Below are 20,507 nucleotides of genomic sequence, written 5' to 3' on the forward strand. Positions count from 1 at the left end.
TGTTCCCGGCACGAGCGGGCCGGCCGGGGTCAGCCGGTGGGCCGGCCGAACCAGCGGGTCAGCTGGCCGTCCAGGTCGCTCTGGTCGTCGCCGAGCCAGGCGACGTGACCGTCGGGGCGCAGCAGGACGCACGGGGCGTCCAGGTCCGCCGTGGGGTCGGTGAGGTGGTCGACCCGGTCGGTCCAGCCGGCGACGCCGAGCCGGCCGGTGCGGTCCAGCAGCAGGCCCCGGCCGTGGCGCAGCCGGTCGTAGAGGCGACCCTGACGCAGGTCGAGGTCACGCAGCCGCCGGCCGAGCAGGTCGGGTCCCGGGCCGAGGTCGTAGCGGACGCCGATCGCGGTGATCTTCTCGGTCAGGTGGCGGTTCACCGCGTCGAAGGCCACCAGTTCGGTGAACAGCCGACGTACGGCCTGCGCGCCCGGTCCGTCGGAGAGCAGTTCCGTCTGGGCGCGGGTGTTGTCCAGCACGTCGGCGGCGACCGGACGGCGTTCGTCCTGGTAGGTGTCCAGCAGGGTGGCCGGTGCCCAGCCCCGCACCTGGGCGGCCAGTTTCCAACCGAGGTTGACCGCGTCCTGCACGCCGAGGTTGAGGCCCTGCCCACCGATGGGCGGATGGATGTGCGCCGCGTCGCCGGCCAGCAGCACCCGCCCCACCCGGTACGCGTCGGCCAGTCGGGTGGCGTCGCCGAAGCGGGACAGCCAGCGTGGGGAGTGCACCCCGAAGTCGGTGCCGGTGACGGCGCGTAACCGCTGCCGGACGTCGTCGATGGTGGGCGGTACGGCCCGGTCGGTGACCCCGGCGGCGGGGACCACGACGCGGCAGGCGCCGTCGCCGAAGGGGGTCAGGCTGAAGCGTCTGTCGACCTGCCCGAGCCCGGCCAGGGTGGCCGCGATCTCCTCGGGCGACCTGCCGACCGCCATCTCGCCCATCAGTGTCTCGGTCCGCGCGGGTTCGCCGGGGAAGGCGACGCCGAGCAGCTTGCGCACGGTGCTGCGGCCGCCGTCGCAGCCGACGAGGTAGCGGGCCTGTAGCCGGTGCCCGTCGGCCAGCGTGACGCCCACCCCCGCGTCGTCCTGGTCGAGGCCCACCACTGGCGTGCCGTGGCGGATCTGCGCCCCGATGCCGGTCGCGTGCTCTTCGAGCAGCCGCACGACGACCGGCTGCGGGATGCCCAGCAGGTAGGGGTGGGCGGTGTCCAGTCCGGGGGGCGGGGGCGCGGCGATAGCGGCGAAGAAGCCGGCGGCGGGTCGTCGCCGGCCGTGTTCGTGCAGACGGTCGAGCAGTCCGCGCATCGCCATCAGTTCGATGGTGCGGACGTGCAGGCCGACGATCCGCACCAGCGAGGTGGGTTCGGTCTCCCTTTCCAGGACGAGGACCCGCACGTCGTGCAGGCGTAGTTCGGCGGCGAGCATCGCGCCGGTCGGGCCGCAGCCGACGATGATCACGTCGGTGTCGTGGGGTGGCCGGCCGGCAGGGGCCGGGAAATCCGGTGTGGACCCGACCGTTGCGGTGGGCGGGGTGGGGGCGAGCGGCGACTGGTGCACGGGAAGCGCCTTTCGGGAGTGCCTGGTGGGTGGGGCGCTCCCGGGCGACGGTTACGTCGGTCGCCCGACCGCGACGGGCAGGGGGAGCACCCACGTGGGTACGGCGTTCATGGGTCTCACCTCCTCGGGCTGTGTCACGGGCAGCGGCAATCTATCCACCGGCCGGCGGCCTGTCCAGCGCCTTTTTCGGCCGTCCGGCCCCGAATTTCGAATGTTTCGGCTTCCGCCCGCCGGCCGGCGCCGGCAACCGTGTGTCATCCGGCCGACCACTCCGCGTCCCGGCGCGTCCACCTGCGCGAATCCGACTTCCACCAGCTCAGCCCACCCGGCGAGGTTTCCGGAACATTTCCGAAAGTTGTTGACAGTGCGGTCGACCGCTATCGATACTGACCCTTCGATGGGCATACACATGCATCAATTATTGACGTCATGTAGCGAGGAGGGTCCGTGGGCAGCAGCCTGAGGCGACGCAGGATAGTGAGCAGAACGGCCTTGCCGGCAGCGGTGTTGTTGCTGGTCGGCGGCGCGGTGGCGGTCCAGTCCGGCACCCCGGCCGTCGCCGCCGAGACCACGCTGCGGGCCGCGGCGGCCAAGGCCGGGCTGTTCTTCGGCACCGCGTCCTCACCGAACCGGCTCTACCCGATCCTCGGTCAGGAATTCGGCCAGCTGACCCCCGAGAACGACATGAAGCCCGACCGGATCGCCACGTCGAGCGGTGGGCTGCAGAACACCAGCGGCGCGGACCAGCTGGTCAACCACGCGCAGAGCAACGGCATGCTGGTCCGGGGACACACCCTGGTGTGGCACTCGCAGGCCGGCGCGCTGCAGGGGGCCAGCCAGGCCACGCTGAACAACTTCATCGGCAACGCCATCAACCGCTGGGGCAGCAAGATCGCCTACTGGGACGTGGTCAACGAGGCGCTGGAGGACAACAACACCGGCCGCCGCCGTAACCAGTGGCCGCACACCATGAACCGGGACGCCAACGGCGACGGCGACTTCTTCGACGCCGGGGACACCGACGTCATCCGGGACTCGTTCATCCGGGCCAAGCAGGTCGTGCAGGCCGGTGGCTACACCACCAAGCTCTGCATCAACGACTACGACGTCGAGGGGCTGACCGTCCAGGGCGGTGGCCCGAACCGCAAGGCCAACGCGCTGTACGACATCGTGCGGACCTACCGCCAGTACATCGACTGCGTCGGGTTCCAGTCGCACTTCAACGACAACCCGAACAGCATCATCAGCAACGACCTGCAGGCCAACATCCAGCGCTTCGCCGACCTCGGCGTCGAGGTGCACCTGTCCGAGGTCGACATCGACGACGACCTGAGCAACAACGACATCGGCGCCGGCCAGGCGGACAACTACCGCAAGGTCGTCCGGGCCTGCCTGAACGTCGCTAAGTGCACCGGCATCACCGTCTGGGGCATCTCCGACAGCGAGTCGTGGCGTTCCTCCGAGCGGGGCCTGCTGTTCACCGGCGGCAACGGCAACTACCAGAAGAAGGCCGCGTACTACGCCGTCCTCGACGAGCTGAACAAGGGCCGGACCACCACCCCGCCGACCACCACGCCGCCGCCGACCACCCCGCCGCCCACGACGCCGCCGCCGACGACTCCCCCGCCGACGACCCCGCCGCCCACCACGCCGCCGCCGACGACTCCCCCGCCCACCACGCCGCCGCCGACGTCCGGCTGCACGGCCACGGTGTCGTTGAACTCCTGGACCGGCGGCTTCGTCGCCACCGTCCGGGTCACCGCCGGCAGCGCGCCGATCCAGGGCTGGAGCGTCCAGCTCACCCTGCCGTCGGGTGCCGCGATCACCGGCGTGTGGAACGCCAACCGCACCGGCACCAGCGGCAGCGTCCAGTTCAGCAACGTCAACTACAACGGCTCGGTCGCCGCCGGCCAGTCCACCGAGTTCGGGTTCCAGGGCACCGGGTCCGCCACCGGCCTGACCCCGGTCTGCACCGCCTCCTGAGCACCGCCTGTCCCGGGCGGGCGCGGACCGTCCGCCCGGGACAGGCGCAGGGGGCCGGCACCGAGTCCTGACGGCGCGAGGACGACGCGGCGGTCACCCGCCGCGTCGTCCTCGCGCCGATCGCGTACGTCGTGCCGGGCGGCCCGGGTCGTCGGCCGCCACCGGCGCGGGCAGCGGTGCGCCGTCCGGGGCTCCGGCCATGGCGGCCCGGGTGACCAGCCGGCCGGTCCGGTCACCCGGGGCGGCAGGCTAGGTTGCACGGATGAGTCTCCTCGATGACGTCGCGCAGCGCGACGGCTGGCGATGCTGGGTGTGCGACGAGCCGGTCGACGCCGACATGTCGGTGAACCACGCGCGTGGCCCCAGTGTCGACAGCCGCACCGCCGACCGGAAGGCCAAGGTCGTGGAGCGGCTCGCGCACCGCTCCTGCAACAGCCGCAAGGGGGCGGTCAAGGTCGTCGTCGCCTGGCCGGATCACCTGCACGTGGTGGAGCCCGCGCCGCTGATCACCGTCGCCGAGCGGCTCTCCCGCAAGGCAGGCCGTGAGGTGGTCGCCCGCTGTCCGCGCCGCAGGGACGCCCAGGAGGCGGCGGACTGGCTGGTCGACCGGTTCTCCCGGCTGGTGCCCGGACTGCCGGTGACCGCGAGCGTCGAGGAGGGCGGTGGGCAGTACCTCGTCGCCCTGACCAGCGGTCGTCGCTGACGGCGGGCTCGCCACTCCCCCGGACGTCGGGTCAGCTCGGCAGGGCGTCGCCTCCCACCGCTCCCCCGACCGCCGCCATGGTCGCCGGCCAGCGCAGGTCGACCCCCCGCCGGGCCAGCTCGGACTGGAAGTCCTCCAGCAGTTTCGGGCTGGCCCGGACCCCGTGCGGCGACGTCTGCCGGTCCAGACAGTAGGCGGCCAGCGCACCTGCGGCCTCCCCGATCGACCACTCGGCCGGGTGTACCCGGTAGCAGCCGTTGGTGATGTGGGTGGTGCCCACGGCCTTGCCGGCGGCGATCACGTTGGTGACCCGCTCGGGCAGCAACGCCCCGAGCGGGATCTCGAACGGGTGCGCCGCCACGTCGAGGTAGCCGTCGCCGCCGGTCGTCGGGTGCAGGTCGATCCGGTAGTGACCGGTGCCGACCGTGTCGGGATAGTGGACCGCACCGGCGGCCCCGCGCACCGCGACCGACAGGTCCTGCTCGGCCGGCGTGGTCACCGCCACCAGCCGGCGGGCCTCCCTGATGTACGGCGCCTGCGCGAAGCCGTCGGCGGTGCCGGTCACGTCGGGGCGCAACCGCAGGCCGGGGAAACCGGTGCCACCGTCCGGGCGGGGCGCCTCGGTCTGCAACCAGTACAGGAACGCGTTACTGGCCTCCCTGGCCCGCCGGACGTGCCGCCCGGCGTCCGGCACGTCGAACAGCGGCCCGTCCAGATAGTCGTTCATCGGCCAGTTGACCAGCGTCACGTCGCTTGAGAACAGGCCGGGCCGGAACGCCTGCCGGTCGAGGATCCGCCGGTACGTCCACAACTCGGGCGCGACCAGGCCCTCCTCCATCGACGTCGCCGTCGAGCGGGGGTTGGGGGTGAACCGCCCGGTGACCGGGCGACCGGTGCGCGGATCGGGATAGTTCCAGCTGAACAGGGGGCCCGGCCAGCCGGGTGCGGTCCGGATGCGCCAGTGGTCGTAGTCGGCCGGCCGGTCCACCGTGTGGTCGCCGTCGACGTGTTCGAGGGCGAAGCAGACGGTGGCCGCCTGCATGTTCAGCGGCGCGGGCCGGTCCGGGGCGCTCGGTTCGCCGGTCTGCGCCTGCGACTCGGTACCGGTGCGGTGCTCGATGCCGGCCAGGGCCAGCAGCTCACCGGTCTCGCTCGCCTCCAGCACGAGGCTGGCCCCGAGGTGGCACAGCGTTCCGTCGGCGAGCCGGACGGTCAGGGCGGTCACCTCGTCCCCGTCGGTGTGCGCCCGTTGCACCTGCGCCCGGGTGTGCACGGTGAGCCGCCCCGCCGCCCGCCAGGGGGCGATCATGGCCTGGAGTACGGCCAGCGCCACCCGGGGCTCGTGACACAGCGGACTGACCCAGCCGTTGCCCGGGTTGAGTGGACGGTCGGACCCGTCGGCGGCCAGCGGATACCAGCGCCGGTAGTGGTCGCGTACCTCCTGCCGGAACCGGCGGTAGCTGGCCGTCGAGCCGTGCGTCTCGATCCACGGGTGTTCGTCCGGCGGGACCGCCTGCGAGGTGAGCTGTCCCCCGATCCACCCGTACGGCTCGATCACGACGACCCGGGCGCCGCCCTCGCAGGCGGCCAGCGCGGCGGCGATCCCGCCCACACCCCCGCCGACCACCAGGACGTCGGTGTGCTGCTCCGTCGGGGTGGTACGCATCAGTCCGCCTCGCCTCGTCGTGCGGTCAGGGAGAAGTGGTAACGGTCGCCCCGGTAGAGCGACACCGCCCGTTCGACGGCCCGACCGCGTCCGTCGTAGCCGATCCGGCGGACCTCCAGCAGCGCCGCCGAGGGCGGGATCTCCAGCAGGTCGCACTGCCGGCGGGTGGGCACGACTGCGGCGATCATCTGCTGGGCCACCGTGACCTGGACGTGGTAGCGGTCCTTCATGATCCCGTAGAGCCCGTTGTCGAGGTTCTCCACGAGCAGCCCGGGGAACAGGTCGGCCGGCAGGTGCACCTCTTCGAGGCACATCGGTGCGCCGTCGGCGAGCCGGAGCCGCTCCACCCGGTAGAGCAGCGACCCCTCGGGCAGTCCGAGTTCGGAGGCGTCCGCGTCGCGGGCGACCATCGCGTCCGCGACGATCAGCTTGCTGCTCGGCTGCAGGCCCCGGGCCAGCATGTCCTCGGTGAACCCGCTGAGGCTGGTGCCCTTGGCGATCCGGGTGTCGGAGACGAAGGTGCCCTGCCCCCGGATGGTGTAGACCAGGCCGGCGTCGAGCAGTTCGCGCAGCGCCTGGCGCAGCGTCGTCCGGCTCACGCCGAGTTCCTCGGCGAGGTCCCGTTCGCGGGGCAGGGCCGAGTGCGCCGGCAGGCCCGCGACACGGTGCCGGAGTTCGGTACGGATCTGGCTCAGTTTGGTGGTCATCACGAGTCCAACCGGGGATGCGGGCAGGCCTGCGCGAACCTGCGCGTGGTGTTGACCGGGTCCGAGATGGCGGTGCCGACGACGACTGCCCATGCGCCCTCGTCGAACGCCGCCGCGACCTGGGTACGGGTACGGTATCGCCCCTCGGCGATGACCGGAACCGGACAATGTCGACTGAGCTTCCCCACCAGGGCGATGTCCGGTCCGTCGGGGACGGGGCCGGTGACGTATCCGGACAGCGTGGTGCCGACCAGGTCCGCGCCGGCGTCCACGGCCGCCATGGCCGCGTCCACGCTGTCCACGTCGGCCATGAAGAGCGCCCCGCCGGCATGGGTCGCCGCGACGAGGTCGGACAGCTTCTCCCCGCCGGGCCGGGGACGGCCGGTGGCGTCGGCCGCGACGATCTGCGCCCCGGCACCGGTCAGCGCGGCCACGTCGGCCTCGGTCGGGGTGATGTAGACCGGGCTGCCGGGGGTGTGCCGCTTGACCAGTCCGACCACCGGCACCCCGAGGCCGACCATGCCCCGCACGTGGTCCACGCCCTGCCCCCGCAGGCCGGCGGCGCCGCCGAGCACGGCCGCCGCCGCCATCGCCATCATGTGTCCGGTGTCCCGGAACGGGCTTTGGCCCTGGGCCTGGCAGGACACGACCAGGCGTCCACGGATGGCTTCGGCCACGTTCATCGGTGTTCTGCCTTTGCGTCGAAGTCGGTCTGGACGATGAGTGCGGCGAACGGGCCGGGCGGTGCGTCGGCCAGGGCCAGCGCACCGGCCAGCGGGTCCCCGGCGGCCGGCACCGGCTGCGCCGCGGGCGCCGCGGCGCGCAGCGCGGCGGTGAACGACGGCCAGAGCAGGTCGGTGGCCCGGAAGACCCCGCCGGTGCCGGCGACCGGCACCGGGGCCGCGCCGAGGCCGGCCCGGAACAGCGCCCCGGCCACCGATTCGGCGAGCAGTTCGCCGGCCCGACGCCAGATCCGTCCGGCCTCGTCGTCGCCGGCGCGGGCCAGGTCGGCGACCGTGGTGGCGAAGCCCGCGATCCGTTCCGGGGTCGGTGGGTCGGCCCGCCAGCGGGCCGGCAGCGTCTCGACCGGCCCCCAGGCGGCGGTCACCGCGTCGGCGAGTCGGCCGGGCGCGGCCCGGTCCCGGTCGCGCAGGGCGCGCCGGATCGCGGTCCGGCCGATCCAGTGTCCCGAGCCCCGGTCGCCGAGGTCGGCACCCCAGCCGTCGGAGCGGGCGGTCCGGCCGCCGGCGTCGGCAGCGAGGACCACCGCGCCGGTGCCGGCGGTGACGACCGCGCCGGCGACCGGGCCGAGCGCACCGAGGTAGGCGGTCACGCTGTCGTCGGTGATCCGCAGCCGGCCGGGCCGACCGAGGGTACGCAGCCCGGCCCGCAGGGCGTCGGTGGCCGGTGGTTGGCCGTTGAGCCCGGTCATGCCGACCCCGACCAGCACCGCCGGGTCAGGGTCGGGCAGCGGGCCCAGGTCGGCCAGCGCGCCGGCCACCGCGTCGACGATCCGGGTGCCGGCGTCTCCGGCCCAGAAGCCCGGGGTCTCGGCGTGCCCGGTCGAGCGGCCGTGCCGGGCCACCGCGCGGCAGCCGCCCTGGCCCAGGTCGACCCCGACGCGGACGGGGTCGCTGCCGCTCACCGGGTCACCGCCGTGGTCGACGGCGAGGCGTCGGCGAGGCTGGCCTCGGCGTAGTGGCAGGCGACCTCGCGTCCGGCGACCGTGCGCAGTTCGGGTTCGACCTCGGCGCAGCGCGGCTGGGCGAGTCGGCACCGGGTCCGGAAGCGGCAGCCGGACGGCGGCGAGGCCGGGGACGGCACCTCGCCGGTGAGCAGGATGCGTTCGGCCGGCGGCGTCGCCCAGGGACGGGGCACCGGGGCCGCCGAGATCAGCGCCCGGGTGTACGGGTGGGCCGGGGTGTCGTACACCGTCGCCGCGGGTCCGGTCTCCACGATCCGGCCCAGGTACATCACGGCGAGGTCGTCGCTGATGTGCCGGACCACCGACAGGTCGTGCGCGATGAACAGGTAGCCCAGCCCGAGGTCGGCCCGCAGGTCGGCGAGGAGGTTGAGGGTCTGCGCCTGGACCGACACGTCCAGCGCGCTGACCGGCTCGTCGCAGACCAGGATCCGGGGCGACATGGCCAGGGCGCGGGCGATGCCGACGCGCTGGCGTTGGCCGCCGGACAACTGGTGCGGATACCGGTCGGCGAGTTCGGCGGCGAGGCCGACCCGGGCCAGCAGGTCGGCGGTGCGGGCCGGCCACTGGTCGCGGGGGACGGGGCCGCGGTGCACCCGCCAGCCCTCGGTGACGATGAAGGACACCTTCTTGCGGGGGTTCAACGACGAGTACGGGTCCTGGTAGACCATCTGGATCTCGGCGGTCAGCCGGCGTCGGCGGGCCGCGTCGGCGGTGTCGATCCGTTCGCCGGCGTACCAGATCTCGCCGCCGGTCGGGCGGCGCAGGCCGACGATGGTCCGGGCCAGGGTGGACTTGCCGCAGCCGGACTCGCCGACCAGGCCCAGGGTGCGGCCGGTGGCGACGGTCAGGCTGAGCCGTTCCACCGCGTGCACGGCCGCGCCCCGGTGCAGCAGGCCGCCGTGGGTCGGATAGCTGACCCGCAGCTGCCGGACCTCAAGCCGCGTCGGCGACGTCGACACCGGCCATCACCTCCTCGGCGTAGTGGCAGGCCGCCTCGTGGCCGGCGGCGACGGTGCGCAGGGTGGGCCGGTCGGTGCGGCAGGCGCTGCGGGCGACGGGGCACCGGGGGTGGAACGGGCAGCCGGCCGGCGTCGCCAGTGGCGACGGCGGCATCCCCTCGATCGGCGTCAGCCGCTCGCCGGGGCGGTCGGGGGCGGGGACCGAGGCCATCAGCCCCCGGGTGTACGGGTGGGCCGGCGCGTCGTACACGGTGCGCAGCGGCCCCGACTCGACGACCGTGCCGGCGTACATGACGGCGACCCGGTCGGCCACGTCGGCGACCACCCCGAGGTCGTGGGTGATGAGGATCATCGACATCCCGTCGGCCTCGCGCAGTTCCCGCAGCAGGTCCATGATCTGCGCCTGCACGGTCACGTCCAGCGCGGTGGTCGGCTCGTCGGCGATGAGCAGCCGGGGCCCCAGGGCGAGGGCCATCGCGATCACCACCCGCTGGCGCATCCCGCCGGAGAACTGGTGGGGGTAGTCGTGGGCCCGGCGGGCGGCGTTCGGGATGCCGACCCGGTCCAGGCCGGCGACGGCACGCCGCCAGGCCTCCCGGCGGGAGGTGCGCTGCCGGACCCGGAACAGTTCGGCGATCTGCTGGCCGACCCGGACCACCGGGTTGAGCGCGGTCAACGAGTCCTGGAAGACCATCGCCATCTCGGTGGCGGACAACTCGCGGGTACGCCGTACCGGCAGCGCGGAGATCTCCTCGCCGTCGTAGCGGATGGTGCCGCGTTCGATCGTGGCGCTGTGCCGGGGCAGCAGCGCCATCACCGCGCGGACGGTGACCGACTTACCGGACCCGGACTCCCCCAGGATCGCCAGTGTCTCGCCCCTGCCGACGGAGAACGAGACACCGTTGAGCGCCCGGTAGGCACCGAGCGGGCCGTCGAACGAGACGACGAGATCGTCGACCGTCAACAGGGGGTGGGACGTGTGCGGTGGTGCGACCATCGGGTCCTCCGGGTCCGGTTCTCGGGTCAGCGCAGCGATACGCCGGCGAAGTCGGGCAGGTCGTTCGGGGTCGGGGTGAACCCCTCGACGTTGCCGCGCAGCACGACGTTGCCGTTGAGGTCGAGCGGGAAGAGGCCGACCGCCTGGTCCCAGACGATCTTGCCGGCCTGGGCGTACAGGGCGGCCCGCTTGTCCTGGTCGAGTTCGGCGCGGGCGGCGAGCAGGATGCGGTCGAGTTCCGGGTTGGCGTAGCCGTTGCGCTTGGCGGTCGACAGGTAGAGCCGGGCCAGGGTGAAGTCGGCGTCGCCGGTGACCGTGCTGCCGGTGGTCATCGTGCTGTCCCAGTCGAGCTTGAGCAGCTTGTCCAGCCAGGTGGCCCGTTCCAGTTCCTGGGGCTTGACCACGATGCCGACCTTGGCCCAGTCGCTGATCATCGCGTCGGCGAAGGAGTTGCCGTTGGTGCAGCAGCCGCTGCTCCACATCATCGTGGTGGTGAACCCGTCCGGGTAGCCGGCCTCGGTGAGCAGCTGCCGGGCCCGGGCCGGGTCGTAGGTGTACGGGTTCTGCCCGGCGGCGCCGAACACGGCCTCCGGCAGCGGTCCGGTGGCCGGGGTCCCGGCCTGGTCGAACAGCGACTTGCTGATCTTGGCGAAGTCGACCGCGTGCCACATGGCCTGCCGGACCCGCGCGTCGGTGAACGGCTTGCGGGAGCTGTTGAACCAGATGTAGTAGTTGGCGTACGTCGGGAACGACCGGACGGTCAGGTCCTTGTTGTCCCGCAGCCCGGTCAGCTGGTCCGGCGGCAGGCCCCAGGTCACGTCGATCTCGTTGTTCGCAAGCGCCGTCACCCGGCCGGACACCTCGGGGATGTAGCGGTAGGAGATGCTGGTCAGCTTCGGCCGGTCGCCCCGGTAGGTGTCGTTGCGGACCAGGTTCACGCTCTGCCCGGCGGTGAACGACGAGACCTTGAACGGACCGGTGCCGTACGGGGCGTCGAAGAACGCGTTGTCGCCGAGCTTGGCGGCGGGGGCGATCCAGAGCAGGGTGAGGTTGCTCAGCACGGTGCCGAGCTGGCTCGTGGTGTGGATGGTCAGGGTGCGCTCGTCGGGGGTGCGGATGTCGTCGACGGTGGCCCACAGCCCGGCCAGCGGCCCCTTGCCGTCGATCAGCGCCCGGAGCGACGCCTTGGCGTCGGCGCTGGTCATCGGCGTCCCGTCGGCGAAGGTGACGCCGCTGCGCAGCACGAACTGCCAGGTCAGCGGGTCGGGGTTGGTCCAGCTCTCGGCGAGCTGCGGGGCGATCTTCCCGTCCTTACGGACCACGAGGGTCTCGAAGACCTCCTGGACGACGGTGAGGGTGGGTTGGTCGGCGGAGTTCGCGGCGAACGGGTTCAGCGAGACCACCGGGGTCGGGTTGGCTACCCGCAGGGTGGTGACGCCGCCGCCGTCACCGGCGGGGTCGTCGGAGCCGAAGGAGCACGCGGTCAGTCCGAGTACGCCGGCGAGGGCCAACGCACCGAGTCGGATGGTCGAAGATCTCATGTCTTCCCATTTCGCTGACGGGTTACCGGGTGGAGAGGTTCGGATCGGAGCGGTCCCGTAGTTCGTCGCCGAGCACGCCGACGCAGACCACGAAGACGGCCAGGACCAGGCCTGGCAGGGTGGCGATCCACCAGGCGCTGGCCAGGTAGTCGCGGCCGTTGGCGATGGTGGTGCCCCAGCTCGGCGTGCCGGCCGGGATGCCCAGGGACAGGAAGCTCAGCGACGCCTCGGCGACGATGACGAATCCGAGCTGGACGGTGGCGATGACCAGCAACGGGCCGGCCACCGCGGGGAGCACGCAGTGCCGCACGACGTGCCACGGCCCGGCGCCGAGGGTGCGGGCCGCGTTGGCGAAGTCCCGGGAGCGGGTCGCCATGGTCTGCGCGCGGGCCACCCGCGCGAAGATCGGCCAGGTGGTGATGGACAGGGTGAGTACGACGTTGGTGACGCTGGAACCGAGCACGCCGGCGACGAAGACGGCGAGCAGGATGGACGGGAAGGCCAGTTGGATGTCGGCCAGCCGCATGACGGTCGCGTCCACCACCCCGCCGAGGTAGCCGCAGAGGATGCCGATCGCGGCGCCCACCGTGCCGGCCAGCAGCAGGGTCGCCGCGCCGACCAGCAACGAGATCCGGGCCCCCTGCATGATCTGGGGTAGCAGGTCCCGGCCGACCTGGTCGGTGCCGAACAGGGCCAGGCCGCCGTCGGACATCCGGCTGCCCGGGGGAAGCAGCCGGTCGGTGACGGAGGTCGCGATCGGGTCGTACCGGGCGATCAGCGGCCCGATCACCCCGGCGACCAGGTAGGCGGCGATCACCCCGAGCGGGAGCCACAGGCGCAGCCGGCGACGCCGACGCCGGGGCACGGTGGTCGGTGGGGCCGACGTCGCGTCGGGCGGGCCGCCGTCGGTGGGCATGACAGGGGTGCCGAGCACGGCCGAGCCGGGTACGCCGTCGGACACGGTGATCACCTCTCAGACGCTCTCGCGGACCCGGGGGTCCAGCCGGACGTACAGCAGGTCGACGAGCAGGTTGATGACGATGAAGATCACCGCGACGGTGATCACGCAGGCCTGCACGACCGAGTAGTCGCGGGCGGCGATGGCGTCGGTCATCAGCCGACCCACCCCCGGCCAGGCGAAGACGGTCTCGACGATCACCGCGCCGCCGAGCAGGCTGCCGAACTCCAGGCCGGCCACGGTGACGACGGGGATCAGCATGTTGCGCATGGCGTGCCAGCCGACGACCCGGGTCTCGGACAGGCCCTTGGCCCGGGCGGTGACCACGTAGTCCTCGTGCAGCACGTCGAGCAGCCCGGAGCGGACCAGCCGGAGCACCACGCTGAGCAGCGGCAGGGCCAGTGTCACCGCCGGCATGACCATCGCGGCCGGGGACGCGGCACCGGAGCTGGGCAGCAGGTGCAGGAACCGGGAGAAGACCAGGATCAGCATGATGCCGACCCAGAACGTCGGCAGGGACTGGGTGAGCATCGACAGCACCGAGACCACCCGGTCCACCACGCCGTTGGGTCGGGTGGCGGCCAGGGTGCCCAGGGCGAACCCGAGGACCAGGGCGATGGCGAAGGCGGTCAGCGCCAGGGCGGCGGTCGCCGACAGGTGGGTGAGCACCAGGTTGGTCGCGGCGTCGTGCAGCCGGAACGACTCGCCGAAGTCGAGGGTGACGGCCCGCCGGAGGAACTGGACGTACTGGACGGGTAGCGAGGCGTCGAGCCCGTACTCCCGGCGCAGCGCCTCGACGGCCGACGGGTCGGCGTCCGGGCCGAGCACCGCGGTCGCCGGGTCGCCGGAGACCGCCCGCATCGCGAAGAAGACCACCGTCGCCGCGCCGAACAGGACCAGTACCGAGATCGCGAGGCGACGCAGCGCGTACCGCAGCATCCCGACCCCTCAGTTGCCGGGCGGCGGGTCGCCGGCCAGCGCCGCCTCGATGTCCTCGACGACGGCGACGGCCGCGCGGCCCTCCTCGGCGCTGACCGGTGTCGGTCCGCCGGTCAGCGCGGCGTCGACGAACGCTTCCAGCTCGGTGCGCAGGTTGTAGGCGCCGCCGCCGTCGCGGCCGGGCCAGAAGTAGGTGTCCATGAAGCTGGCCACCCCGTCGCGGCGGGCGTACAGCAGGTCGTTGTGCGAGAGGTTCATCTCGAGGATGCCGTGCTCGCCGACGATCCGCAGTCCGGCGTCGGCCCGCGACGGGCGGGAGTGCGGCAGTGTCCAGTTGTTCTCCATGGTGCCGATGGCGCCGTCGTCGAAGCGCACCGTGGCGTGTACGACGTCGTGGCTGGGTGAGAGCACCTTGCGGCCGACCGCGCCGGTGACCTCGACCTCGCGGCCGGTCACGAACCGGAGCAGGTCGGCGTCGTGGATGCCGAGGAACCAGGCGACCGAGGTCCGGTCCCAGATCCCCTCGCCCACCGCCTGCGAGGTGCACCGCCACACCTTGACGTGCCAGATGTCCCCGAGTTCGCCGGAGCGCACCACCTCGCGCAGGCGCAGCACCCGGGGGTCGAAGCGCAGCACGTGGCCGATCATCAGCGCGTCGGGATCGGGCCGGCCGGCGATGATCCGGTCGCAACTGGCCCGCGACAGTGCCATCGGCTTCTCCAGCAGCACCCGCCTGCCCGCCGCGAGCGCGGCGAGGGTCGCCTCCTCGTGCAGGTGATCCGGCGTGCAGACGCTCACCGCGTCGACCTCGTCGAGCAGGTCGCCGATGTCCGGGACGGCCCGGACGCCGAGGTGGGTCTCGGCCCATTCCCGGTTGCGCGGCGAGATGTCGGCGACGGCCACCAGTTCGGCCTGCCGCACGTCGCGCAGCGCGCGGGCGTGCAGCTGCCCCTGGACCCCGATCCCGACGACACCGACCCTTAAGCGGTCCACACCCGGCCCCCACTGTTGCGTACCTACGAAAGCTAGATGTGTACCTAGCTCCGATAGTTGTACACCTGCGGCGGGGGTCGCGCAAGACGCGAATTCACCTCCGCATCCGGCCCCCGACCTGCGGGATCGACGATCGGCGGTGGCTGCCCGCATGGCGGCGACGCAGCACCACGAGGGCCGCCGACAGCAGCACCACCCCCGCGCCGACGCCTGCCGACAACCACCGGACCGGCGCCGGGGACGGCTCGACCGTGTCGGCGATCCACTCCCGGAGAACGTCGGTGCGGGCACTGAAGTCGGGGCCCGGATGGGGACATCCCGGCCCGGTGCTGACCAGGGCCACCAGGACGGCCGTACCGTCGGCCCGCTCCCGGAAGTAGGGGCCGCCCGAGTCGTGCGGACACGGACTGGTGTCCGCCCGGGGCCGCCAGCCGGAGGTCTCGACGAGGTCCGCACCGACCCGGTCGACGGTGAACTCACCGGTCTGGAGCCGGTCCGTCGGCGCGACCGCGTCGGCGGCGGTCAGGCCGTACCCGGTCAACCGCAGCACCTCGCCGGCCACCGGCGGCCCGGCGGCGATCTCCAGCGGCGGTACACCGGTGACCGCGGTGTCGAGTTCGACCAGGGCCACGTCCGCGCCGTCCGCCTGACGGACCGCGACGACCCCGGCCTCGTAGCCGTCCCGGCCGCCGAGGTCCGTCCGCCCGACCGTGACGGTGGTCCGCCCGGCCACCGTCCGGCTCACCCGCCGGCCGTCCGGGGTACGGAAGCAGTGGCCGGCGGTGATCACCCACCGCGGCGCGACCAGCGCGCCGGAACACCAGCTGTCCCGGGTGCCGCCGCCGTCCGCCGGCAGGCCCGTCATGGTCAGCCGGGCGGTGAACCGGTACGCGCCGTCGGCCGCGTCCTCGCCGTGGGCGATCGCCGACGCCGGCCGGGGCGCGACGGGAGCGACGGCAACCGCCGTGGCCGCCACGGCGACCATGACACACTGTGTGGCGAGTCGGAGCACGGGTTCACCAGCCTGTACGTACGGGAGCAGGAACGCTGCGATGCTGCGCCCCCGGCCGTCCGGGCGGCGTCAGCGGCGCCCTTATCGGTTCTTTATGCGCCGGGTGCCAGCCTTGCGGGCGGTCCCGGGCACGGGAAGGCGACGGGAGGGGACGGCGTGCGGGTGCTGATGGCCGACGACGAGCGGGTGCTGGCCGACATGGTCGCCGAGGGGCTGCGCCGGTTGTCCATGGCCGTCGACGTGGTCTACGACGGCGACAGCGCCCTGGAACGGCTCGCCGTCAACCGCTACGACGTGGCCGTGCTCGACCGGGACATGCCCGGCCAGAGCGGCGACGAGGTGTGCCGGTGGATCGCCGGCTCCACCACCGGCACCCGGGTGCTGCTGCTGACCGCCGCCGCCGGTATCCGGCAACGCGTCGAGGGCCTCGGCCTGGGCGCGGACGACTACCTGACCAAGCCGTTCGCCTTCGCCGAACTCGTCGCCCGGTTGCAGGCGCTGTCCCGGCGCTCGACCCCGGCGCTGCCCCCGGTGCTGGAACAGGACGGCCTCGTGCTGGACGTCACCCGGCACACGGCCACCCGGGACGGGATGCCGCTGTCGCTGTCGCCCAAGGAGTACGCCGTCCTGCACGTGCTGATGCGCGCCGGCGGCCGGGTGGTCAGCGCCGAGGACCTGCTGGAACAGGCGTGGGACGAACACGCCGACCCGTTCACCAACACGGTACGGACCACCGTGATGACCCTGCGCCGCAAGCTCGGGGACCCGCCGGTGATCCACACCGTGCCCCGGGTCGGCTACCGGCTCGGGGCATGAACCTGCCCTCACCGGCCCGGCGGATGCTCCTGGTCGTCGGGGCGCTCCTGCTCGTAGCCCCGTTCGTGACGACGGCCGCCGACCTGCTGCTCGCGCTGTGGCGGGAGTTCGGCCCGTCGTGGTGCGCCACCCCCGAGTTGCGGGCGCCGGGCGACGACGCCCCGTTCGTCTGTGTCCAGGTGTTCCGGCGGCCGAGCATCCCCCTGGCGATCGCCGTGACGATCGTGCTGCTGGCCCTGTTCGCCGCGGCCTACCCGGCCGTGCGCTGGTGCCTGCGTCCGCTGCGGGACCTCGCCCCGGTGATCGCCGACGTCGGACCGCAGAACCTCGGCCACCGGCTCAGGCCCGGCCCCGGCCGCGACGAGCTGGCCGTCCTCGGCCGCACCATCGACGAGATGATGGACCGGATCGCGGTGGGGTACGAGGCGCAGCGCCGGTTCGCCGCCGACGCGTCCCACGAGCTGCGCACCCCGCTGGCCGTCCAGCGCACCCTGATCGAGGTCGGCCTGACCCGCAGCCTCACCGACGACCAGCTCGCCCTGCTCGCCGCGCAACTGCTGGAGACCAACGAACGCAACGAGCGCCTGATCGAGGGGCTGCTGGTGCTCAGCGAGAGCGACCGTGGCCTGCTGACCCGCGTCCCGCTACGGCTCGACCGGATCGTGGCGACGGTGCTCGACGCCCACCGCAGCCGCGCCGAGCAGGCCGGGGTCACGATCGTCAGCCGGCTGAGCCCCCGGCTGGTCGTCGGCGAGCAGGTGCTGCTGGAACGGCTGGTCGTCAACCTGGTGCAGAACGGCCTGAAGTACAACCGGCCCGACGGCACCCTCACGGTTCAGGTGGGCACCGATCCGGCGCTGGTGGTCGAGAACACCGGTGACGACGTCCCCCCGGACGAGGTCGCCGCCCTGTTCGAACCGTTCCGACGCCGGTTCGGCAAGCGCATCGACCACAGCGGCGGCGCGGGCCTCGGCCTGGCGATCGCCCGTTCGATCACCCGGGCGCACGAGGGCATCATCACCGCCTCCTCCACCGGCCGCGACGGGCTACGGGTGCAGGTGACGTTTCCGGCGGTGGAGACGGACGCGGCCGGAGGCCGGTGAGGGACGCCGGGTGGGGCGCGCAACTCCGGGGCCGGCCGGCTGTCAGGGTTCGAGTTGGATGTGCTCGGGGTCGATGAACTCGACGCGGAGTCGGTCGTCGGACAGCAGGTCGACCACGCGCTGCCAGTGCGCCGCGCGCCGGCTGCAGACCTCCCGCAGGCTGGTGAGGTCCGGCTGGTCACCGTCGGCGTCGAGCCGCCGCAGGGCCCCCAGGCCCAGTTCAGCGGAGGCGGCGCTCAGCTCGGCGGTCACCCGACCGATCTGCTGGACGATCTCGTCCACATGCGCGGTCAGGTCCGCCACCCGTTTCTCCACGGCACCGTCGCGCCGCAGCGGCGACTCCAGGCCGTCCGGCACCTCGATGACCAACTCGTCGAACGTCGGCACCGGTGGCGGGAACCGGAGATCCGCGACGCGCACCAGGTCTACCGCCTCGGTGACCAGCCGGCAGAACTGGGCCCGGTGCAGCCAGTACCAGGCGCGGTCCTCCGCCATCTTCCCGAGCAGACGCCAGGTGCGGTTGTCGAGGTCGAGCCATTCGATCATGTCGTGGACATCGCCCCGCCACGGTGGGGCACACCGCCGGTGCCAGTTGCGTTCCAACAGCCCCGCTCCGTCGTGGAGCAGCTTCTTGACGTACGCCGCGATCCGGATCCGGGTGACGTTCTCCGGACGTCGCCACACCGACCGCATCGGCTGGTAGAGGTCCAGTTGAAGGAAACGGAACTCGTCGCTGCCCCGGAGGCGACCGAAGTCCGGGTCGCTGCTGCCGATCCAACTACGCAGCCGGGACGCGACGCCCGTCTGGGTCGTGGTCTGCAGCGACACCTGCGCGGCGGGCCGGCTCCCGGCGGAGGCCATCGCGGCCTGGAGTTCGATCACCGCGTACCCGGTCAGCGACCGCCGCCGCCGGTCGTCCTCCAGGCCGGCGGGAGGGGCGGGGGCCAGTTCCGCCGCCGGGCTGGGTGGGGGAACCGGAACGTAGCCGTACAGGGCGTAGGAGTAGACCGCCGCCGCCGCGTAGTAGTCCAGGTAGTCCAGGCGTCCGGTGCCGAGGCGGCGACGCTGGGCGCGGCCGATGGCGTCCCGCAGCCGTTCCGGCTGGACGGGCCAACCGCGCACCATCGTCTCGGTACGCCGGTACCGCCGACGCGACCACCAGCGGCGCAGGTTCGGCAGATCCCCCACCTGCCCCCCGGTGAACCAGTCGACGGTCAGGCCGGCGGCCGTGAGCCGGTCCTGGGTCAGGTCGTGCAGGGCCCGGCCGAGTCGCAGCGGCGCCCACACGTCCCGCGCCAGGCGCAGCAGTCGCCTGTTCACGGTCGATCCGCGCGGCACCACCCACCAGGCCAGGGCCGAGTCCTGGTAGAGCCGGTGGAACTCCTGCAGTGCGGCCAGGTTGAACAGCACCCGGGCGGTGGCGACGGCCTCCAGCGCCGTCCTGGTCCGCTCGTACGCCTCCGCCCGGTCCGCGGCGTTGCGGAACGGTGACAGCACCGGCCAGTAACGGTCGACGAATGCCGCGGTGAGGCGGTCGCGGATCTGGTCGCGCAGCACCCTGCGCTCCCCGACGGCGTCGGTGGCGAACCAGTCCTCCACCGTGCGTTCCGAATATGCCAGGGTCTTGGCGTACTGGTAACGCAGCCGGATGAGTTCCCGGCGGCGGCTGATGGCCGACAGCATCGCCACCGGGTAGCGGAAGGGGTGCCGCCACCGGTCCCGCCGCCGCGTCCACAGCGACGCCGCGTAGCGGCTCTCCAGCTCACCGAGGCAGAGCGCCCCGTGGTACGTGTCCAGCGCGGCGAGGAAGAGCCCGAGGTCCTCCTGGACGCTCGCGACCATCATCCGGATGTCGGAGTTGAACGGATCCAGCCGCAACGCCTCCCGGTACCACCAGAGCGCATCGTCGAGCCGCCGTTCGTCGTGCCGCTTCTTGGCCTCGTTGTACGCCTCGAAGAGCCCGGTCGGCAGGTCACGGTGCCGCCACGGCCGCCACGGGGCCACCCGCGCGAGGCGGGTCATCGGCAGGATCTTGGCCATCGCCCAGTAGGCGGCCTTGCAGGTGGCGTCCTCCCAGGTCGCGCCCCACTCGGTGGTCGTCGCGCTGCCCGTGCCGCCCGCGAACGAGGTGACCGTGACCGACAGTCCGCAACCGGGCTCCTGCTTGCGCTCCTGAAGGGTCGCCCTGATCAGGTAACCCGACTGCGGCCAGAGCCGGGCCATGACCTTCGGCAGGACCGCCAGCGGGTTCGTCAACGTCTCCGGTGACTCGCCGAGGACGACGAGGAAGTTCTGTGGTGGTACGGCCGCCGGGCCCGCGTACGGCGGATAGATGCTGGTGCTGGCGAGTTGCCGGCAGAACCTGCTCTTCAGGTACGCCGCCCGGCCGGTGTCCTTCGGGTCCGCCGCGTTGTCGAACTCCCGCACGTCGACCGCCCCCGGGCGGTACGCCAACCATTCACGGTAGAAGCGGCACCACGTCGCGAAGGCCACCACGAACAGGATCAGCACCCAGAGCCGTCGCCACAGGTCGGTGTGCGGGCTGCCGAAGGCACGGGCCACCCCGATCAACACGAGACGCAGGGGCTCGAAGAATGTCCAACCGTCCCGGGAAGCCAGTGTCTCGGTGTCCCGGCCCAGGTGCCAGAGGGCCGAGAGCAGTAACAGGGTGCTGGCGATCCCGAGGCGCCGCCAGCCGTTCGGTCGCGGGATGGGCAGTGGGGAGGACGGCTCATGGCCGCGGTTGGTGATCCGGTGCGGATACCGCGCCCACCAGGACTCGGGACGTGGATCCTCCCAGCGCTCGGCGGCAGCGCGCCGGTTGTCCATCCCGAATGCTCCTGACACCCGTCCTGGCCTGCGGTTCCAGGTCAGTGTTCCG

General features: G+C 72.8%; 17 protein-coding genes. 4 read left to right on the forward strand and 13 right to left on the reverse strand.

Features of this window, described 5'->3' with window-relative positions; translation table 11 throughout:
* Positions 1–29: 29 nt before the first annotated feature.
* Entirely contained in the window at positions 30–1,445 is a 1,416-nt protein-coding gene (locus tag JQX11_RS20610) for an FAD-dependent monooxygenase (RefSeq protein ID WP_307826290.1), read from the reverse strand.
* Positions 1,446–2,021: 576 nt separating this feature from the next.
* Between JQX11_RS20610 and JQX11_RS20615 the strand changes: the two genes are divergently transcribed.
* Both JQX11_RS20615 and JQX11_RS20620 read left to right on the forward strand, forming a co-directional pair.
* Positions 2,022–3,527 carry an endo-1,4-beta-xylanase gene (locus JQX11_RS20615; protein ID WP_307826277.1) on the forward strand — a complete coding sequence of 502 codons (1,506 nt, stop codon included), beginning with the start codon at positions 2,022–2,024 and terminating at the stop codon, positions 3,525–3,527.
* Positions 3,528–3,789: 262 nt separating this feature from the next.
* Positions 3,790–4,230, forward strand: a complete 441-nt coding sequence (locus JQX11_RS20620) for a hypothetical protein (RefSeq protein WP_204926598.1) — start codon at positions 3,790–3,792, stop codon at positions 4,228–4,230.
* A gap of 31 nt (positions 4,231–4,261) precedes the next feature.
* Here JQX11_RS20620 and JQX11_RS20625 read toward each other — a convergent pair whose 3' ends face one another.
* From JQX11_RS20625 to JQX11_RS20675, 11 genes are all read right to left on the reverse strand, one after another.
* Complete coding sequence (locus tag JQX11_RS20625) at positions 4,262–5,896, reverse strand: FAD-dependent oxidoreductase (RefSeq protein WP_204926599.1); 1,635 nt, start codon at positions 5,894–5,896, stop codon at positions 4,262–4,264.
* Positions 5,896–6,603: a GntR family transcriptional regulator gene (locus JQX11_RS33140; RefSeq protein ID WP_204926600.1), complete on the reverse strand. Its 708-nt coding sequence runs from the start codon at positions 6,601–6,603 to the stop codon at positions 5,896–5,898. The genes JQX11_RS20625 and JQX11_RS33140 overlap by 1 nt, the downstream gene beginning before the upstream one ends.
* On the reverse strand, positions 6,603–7,286 hold the full coding sequence (locus JQX11_RS20635; protein ID WP_204926601.1) for an N-acetylmannosamine-6-phosphate 2-epimerase: 684 nt from the start codon (positions 7,284–7,286) through the stop codon (positions 6,603–6,605). Before JQX11_RS20635 ends, JQX11_RS33140 begins: the two co-directional genes overlap by 1 nt.
* Positions 7,283–8,248, reverse strand: coding sequence for an N-acetylglucosamine kinase (locus tag JQX11_RS20640; RefSeq protein ID WP_204926602.1), 966 nt, complete (start codon positions 8,246–8,248; stop codon positions 7,283–7,285). Before JQX11_RS20640 ends, JQX11_RS20635 begins: the two co-directional genes overlap by 4 nt.
* Positions 8,245–9,267 (reverse strand): ABC transporter ATP-binding protein, encoded by a 1,023-nt coding sequence (locus JQX11_RS20645; RefSeq protein WP_204926603.1) that lies wholly within the window; start codon positions 9,265–9,267, stop codon positions 8,245–8,247. Before JQX11_RS20645 ends, JQX11_RS20640 begins: the two co-directional genes overlap by 4 nt.
* Positions 9,242–10,264 (reverse strand): ABC transporter ATP-binding protein, encoded by a 1,023-nt coding sequence (locus tag JQX11_RS20650; protein ID WP_204926604.1) that lies wholly within the window; start codon positions 10,262–10,264, stop codon positions 9,242–9,244. Before JQX11_RS20650 ends, JQX11_RS20645 begins: the two co-directional genes overlap by 26 nt.
* Before the next feature lie 26 nt (positions 10,265–10,290).
* Complete coding sequence (locus JQX11_RS20655; RefSeq protein ID WP_204926605.1) at positions 10,291–11,805, reverse strand: ABC transporter substrate-binding protein; 1,515 nt, start codon at positions 11,803–11,805, stop codon at positions 10,291–10,293.
* 22 nt (positions 11,806–11,827) lie between these two features.
* Positions 11,828–12,775: an ABC transporter permease gene (locus tag JQX11_RS32645; protein ID WP_204926606.1), complete on the reverse strand. Its 948-nt coding sequence runs from the start codon at positions 12,773–12,775 to the stop codon at positions 11,828–11,830.
* Between the two features lie 3 nt (positions 12,776–12,778).
* A complete protein-coding gene (locus JQX11_RS20665) occupies positions 12,779–13,702 on the reverse strand; it encodes an ABC transporter permease (RefSeq protein ID WP_204926607.1) in 924 nt (307 codons plus the stop codon).
* Positions 13,703–13,711: 9 nt separating this feature from the next.
* Positions 13,712–14,695: a Gfo/Idh/MocA family protein gene (locus JQX11_RS20670; RefSeq protein ID WP_204926608.1), complete on the reverse strand. Its 984-nt coding sequence runs from the start codon at positions 14,693–14,695 to the stop codon at positions 13,712–13,714.
* A 94-nt stretch (positions 14,696–14,789) separates the two neighbouring features.
* Positions 14,790–15,680: a S1 family peptidase gene (locus JQX11_RS20675; RefSeq protein WP_204926609.1), complete on the reverse strand. Its 891-nt coding sequence runs from the start codon at positions 15,678–15,680 to the stop codon at positions 14,790–14,792.
* A 183-nt stretch (positions 15,681–15,863) separates the two neighbouring features.
* Between JQX11_RS20675 and JQX11_RS20680 the strand changes: the two genes are divergently transcribed.
* Positions 15,864–16,523 carry a response regulator transcription factor gene (locus tag JQX11_RS20680; protein WP_204926610.1) on the forward strand — a complete coding sequence of 220 codons (660 nt, stop codon included), beginning with the start codon at positions 15,864–15,866 and terminating at the stop codon, positions 16,521–16,523.
* Entirely contained in the window at positions 16,520–17,626 is a 1,107-nt protein-coding gene (locus JQX11_RS20685; protein WP_204926611.1) for a sensor histidine kinase, read from the forward strand. Before JQX11_RS20680 ends, JQX11_RS20685 begins: the two co-directional genes overlap by 4 nt.
* Before the next feature lie 42 nt (positions 17,627–17,668).
* Here JQX11_RS20685 and JQX11_RS20690 read toward each other — a convergent pair whose 3' ends face one another.
* Positions 17,669–20,455, reverse strand: a complete 2,787-nt coding sequence (locus tag JQX11_RS20690) for a hypothetical protein (protein WP_204926612.1) — start codon at positions 20,453–20,455, stop codon at positions 17,669–17,671.
* Positions 20,456–20,507: the final 52 nt, after the last annotated feature.

This window comes from Micromonospora humida (genome assembly GCF_016901255.1).
Lineage (GTDB): Bacteria > Actinomycetota > Actinomycetes > Mycobacteriales > Micromonosporaceae > Micromonospora > Micromonospora wenchangensis.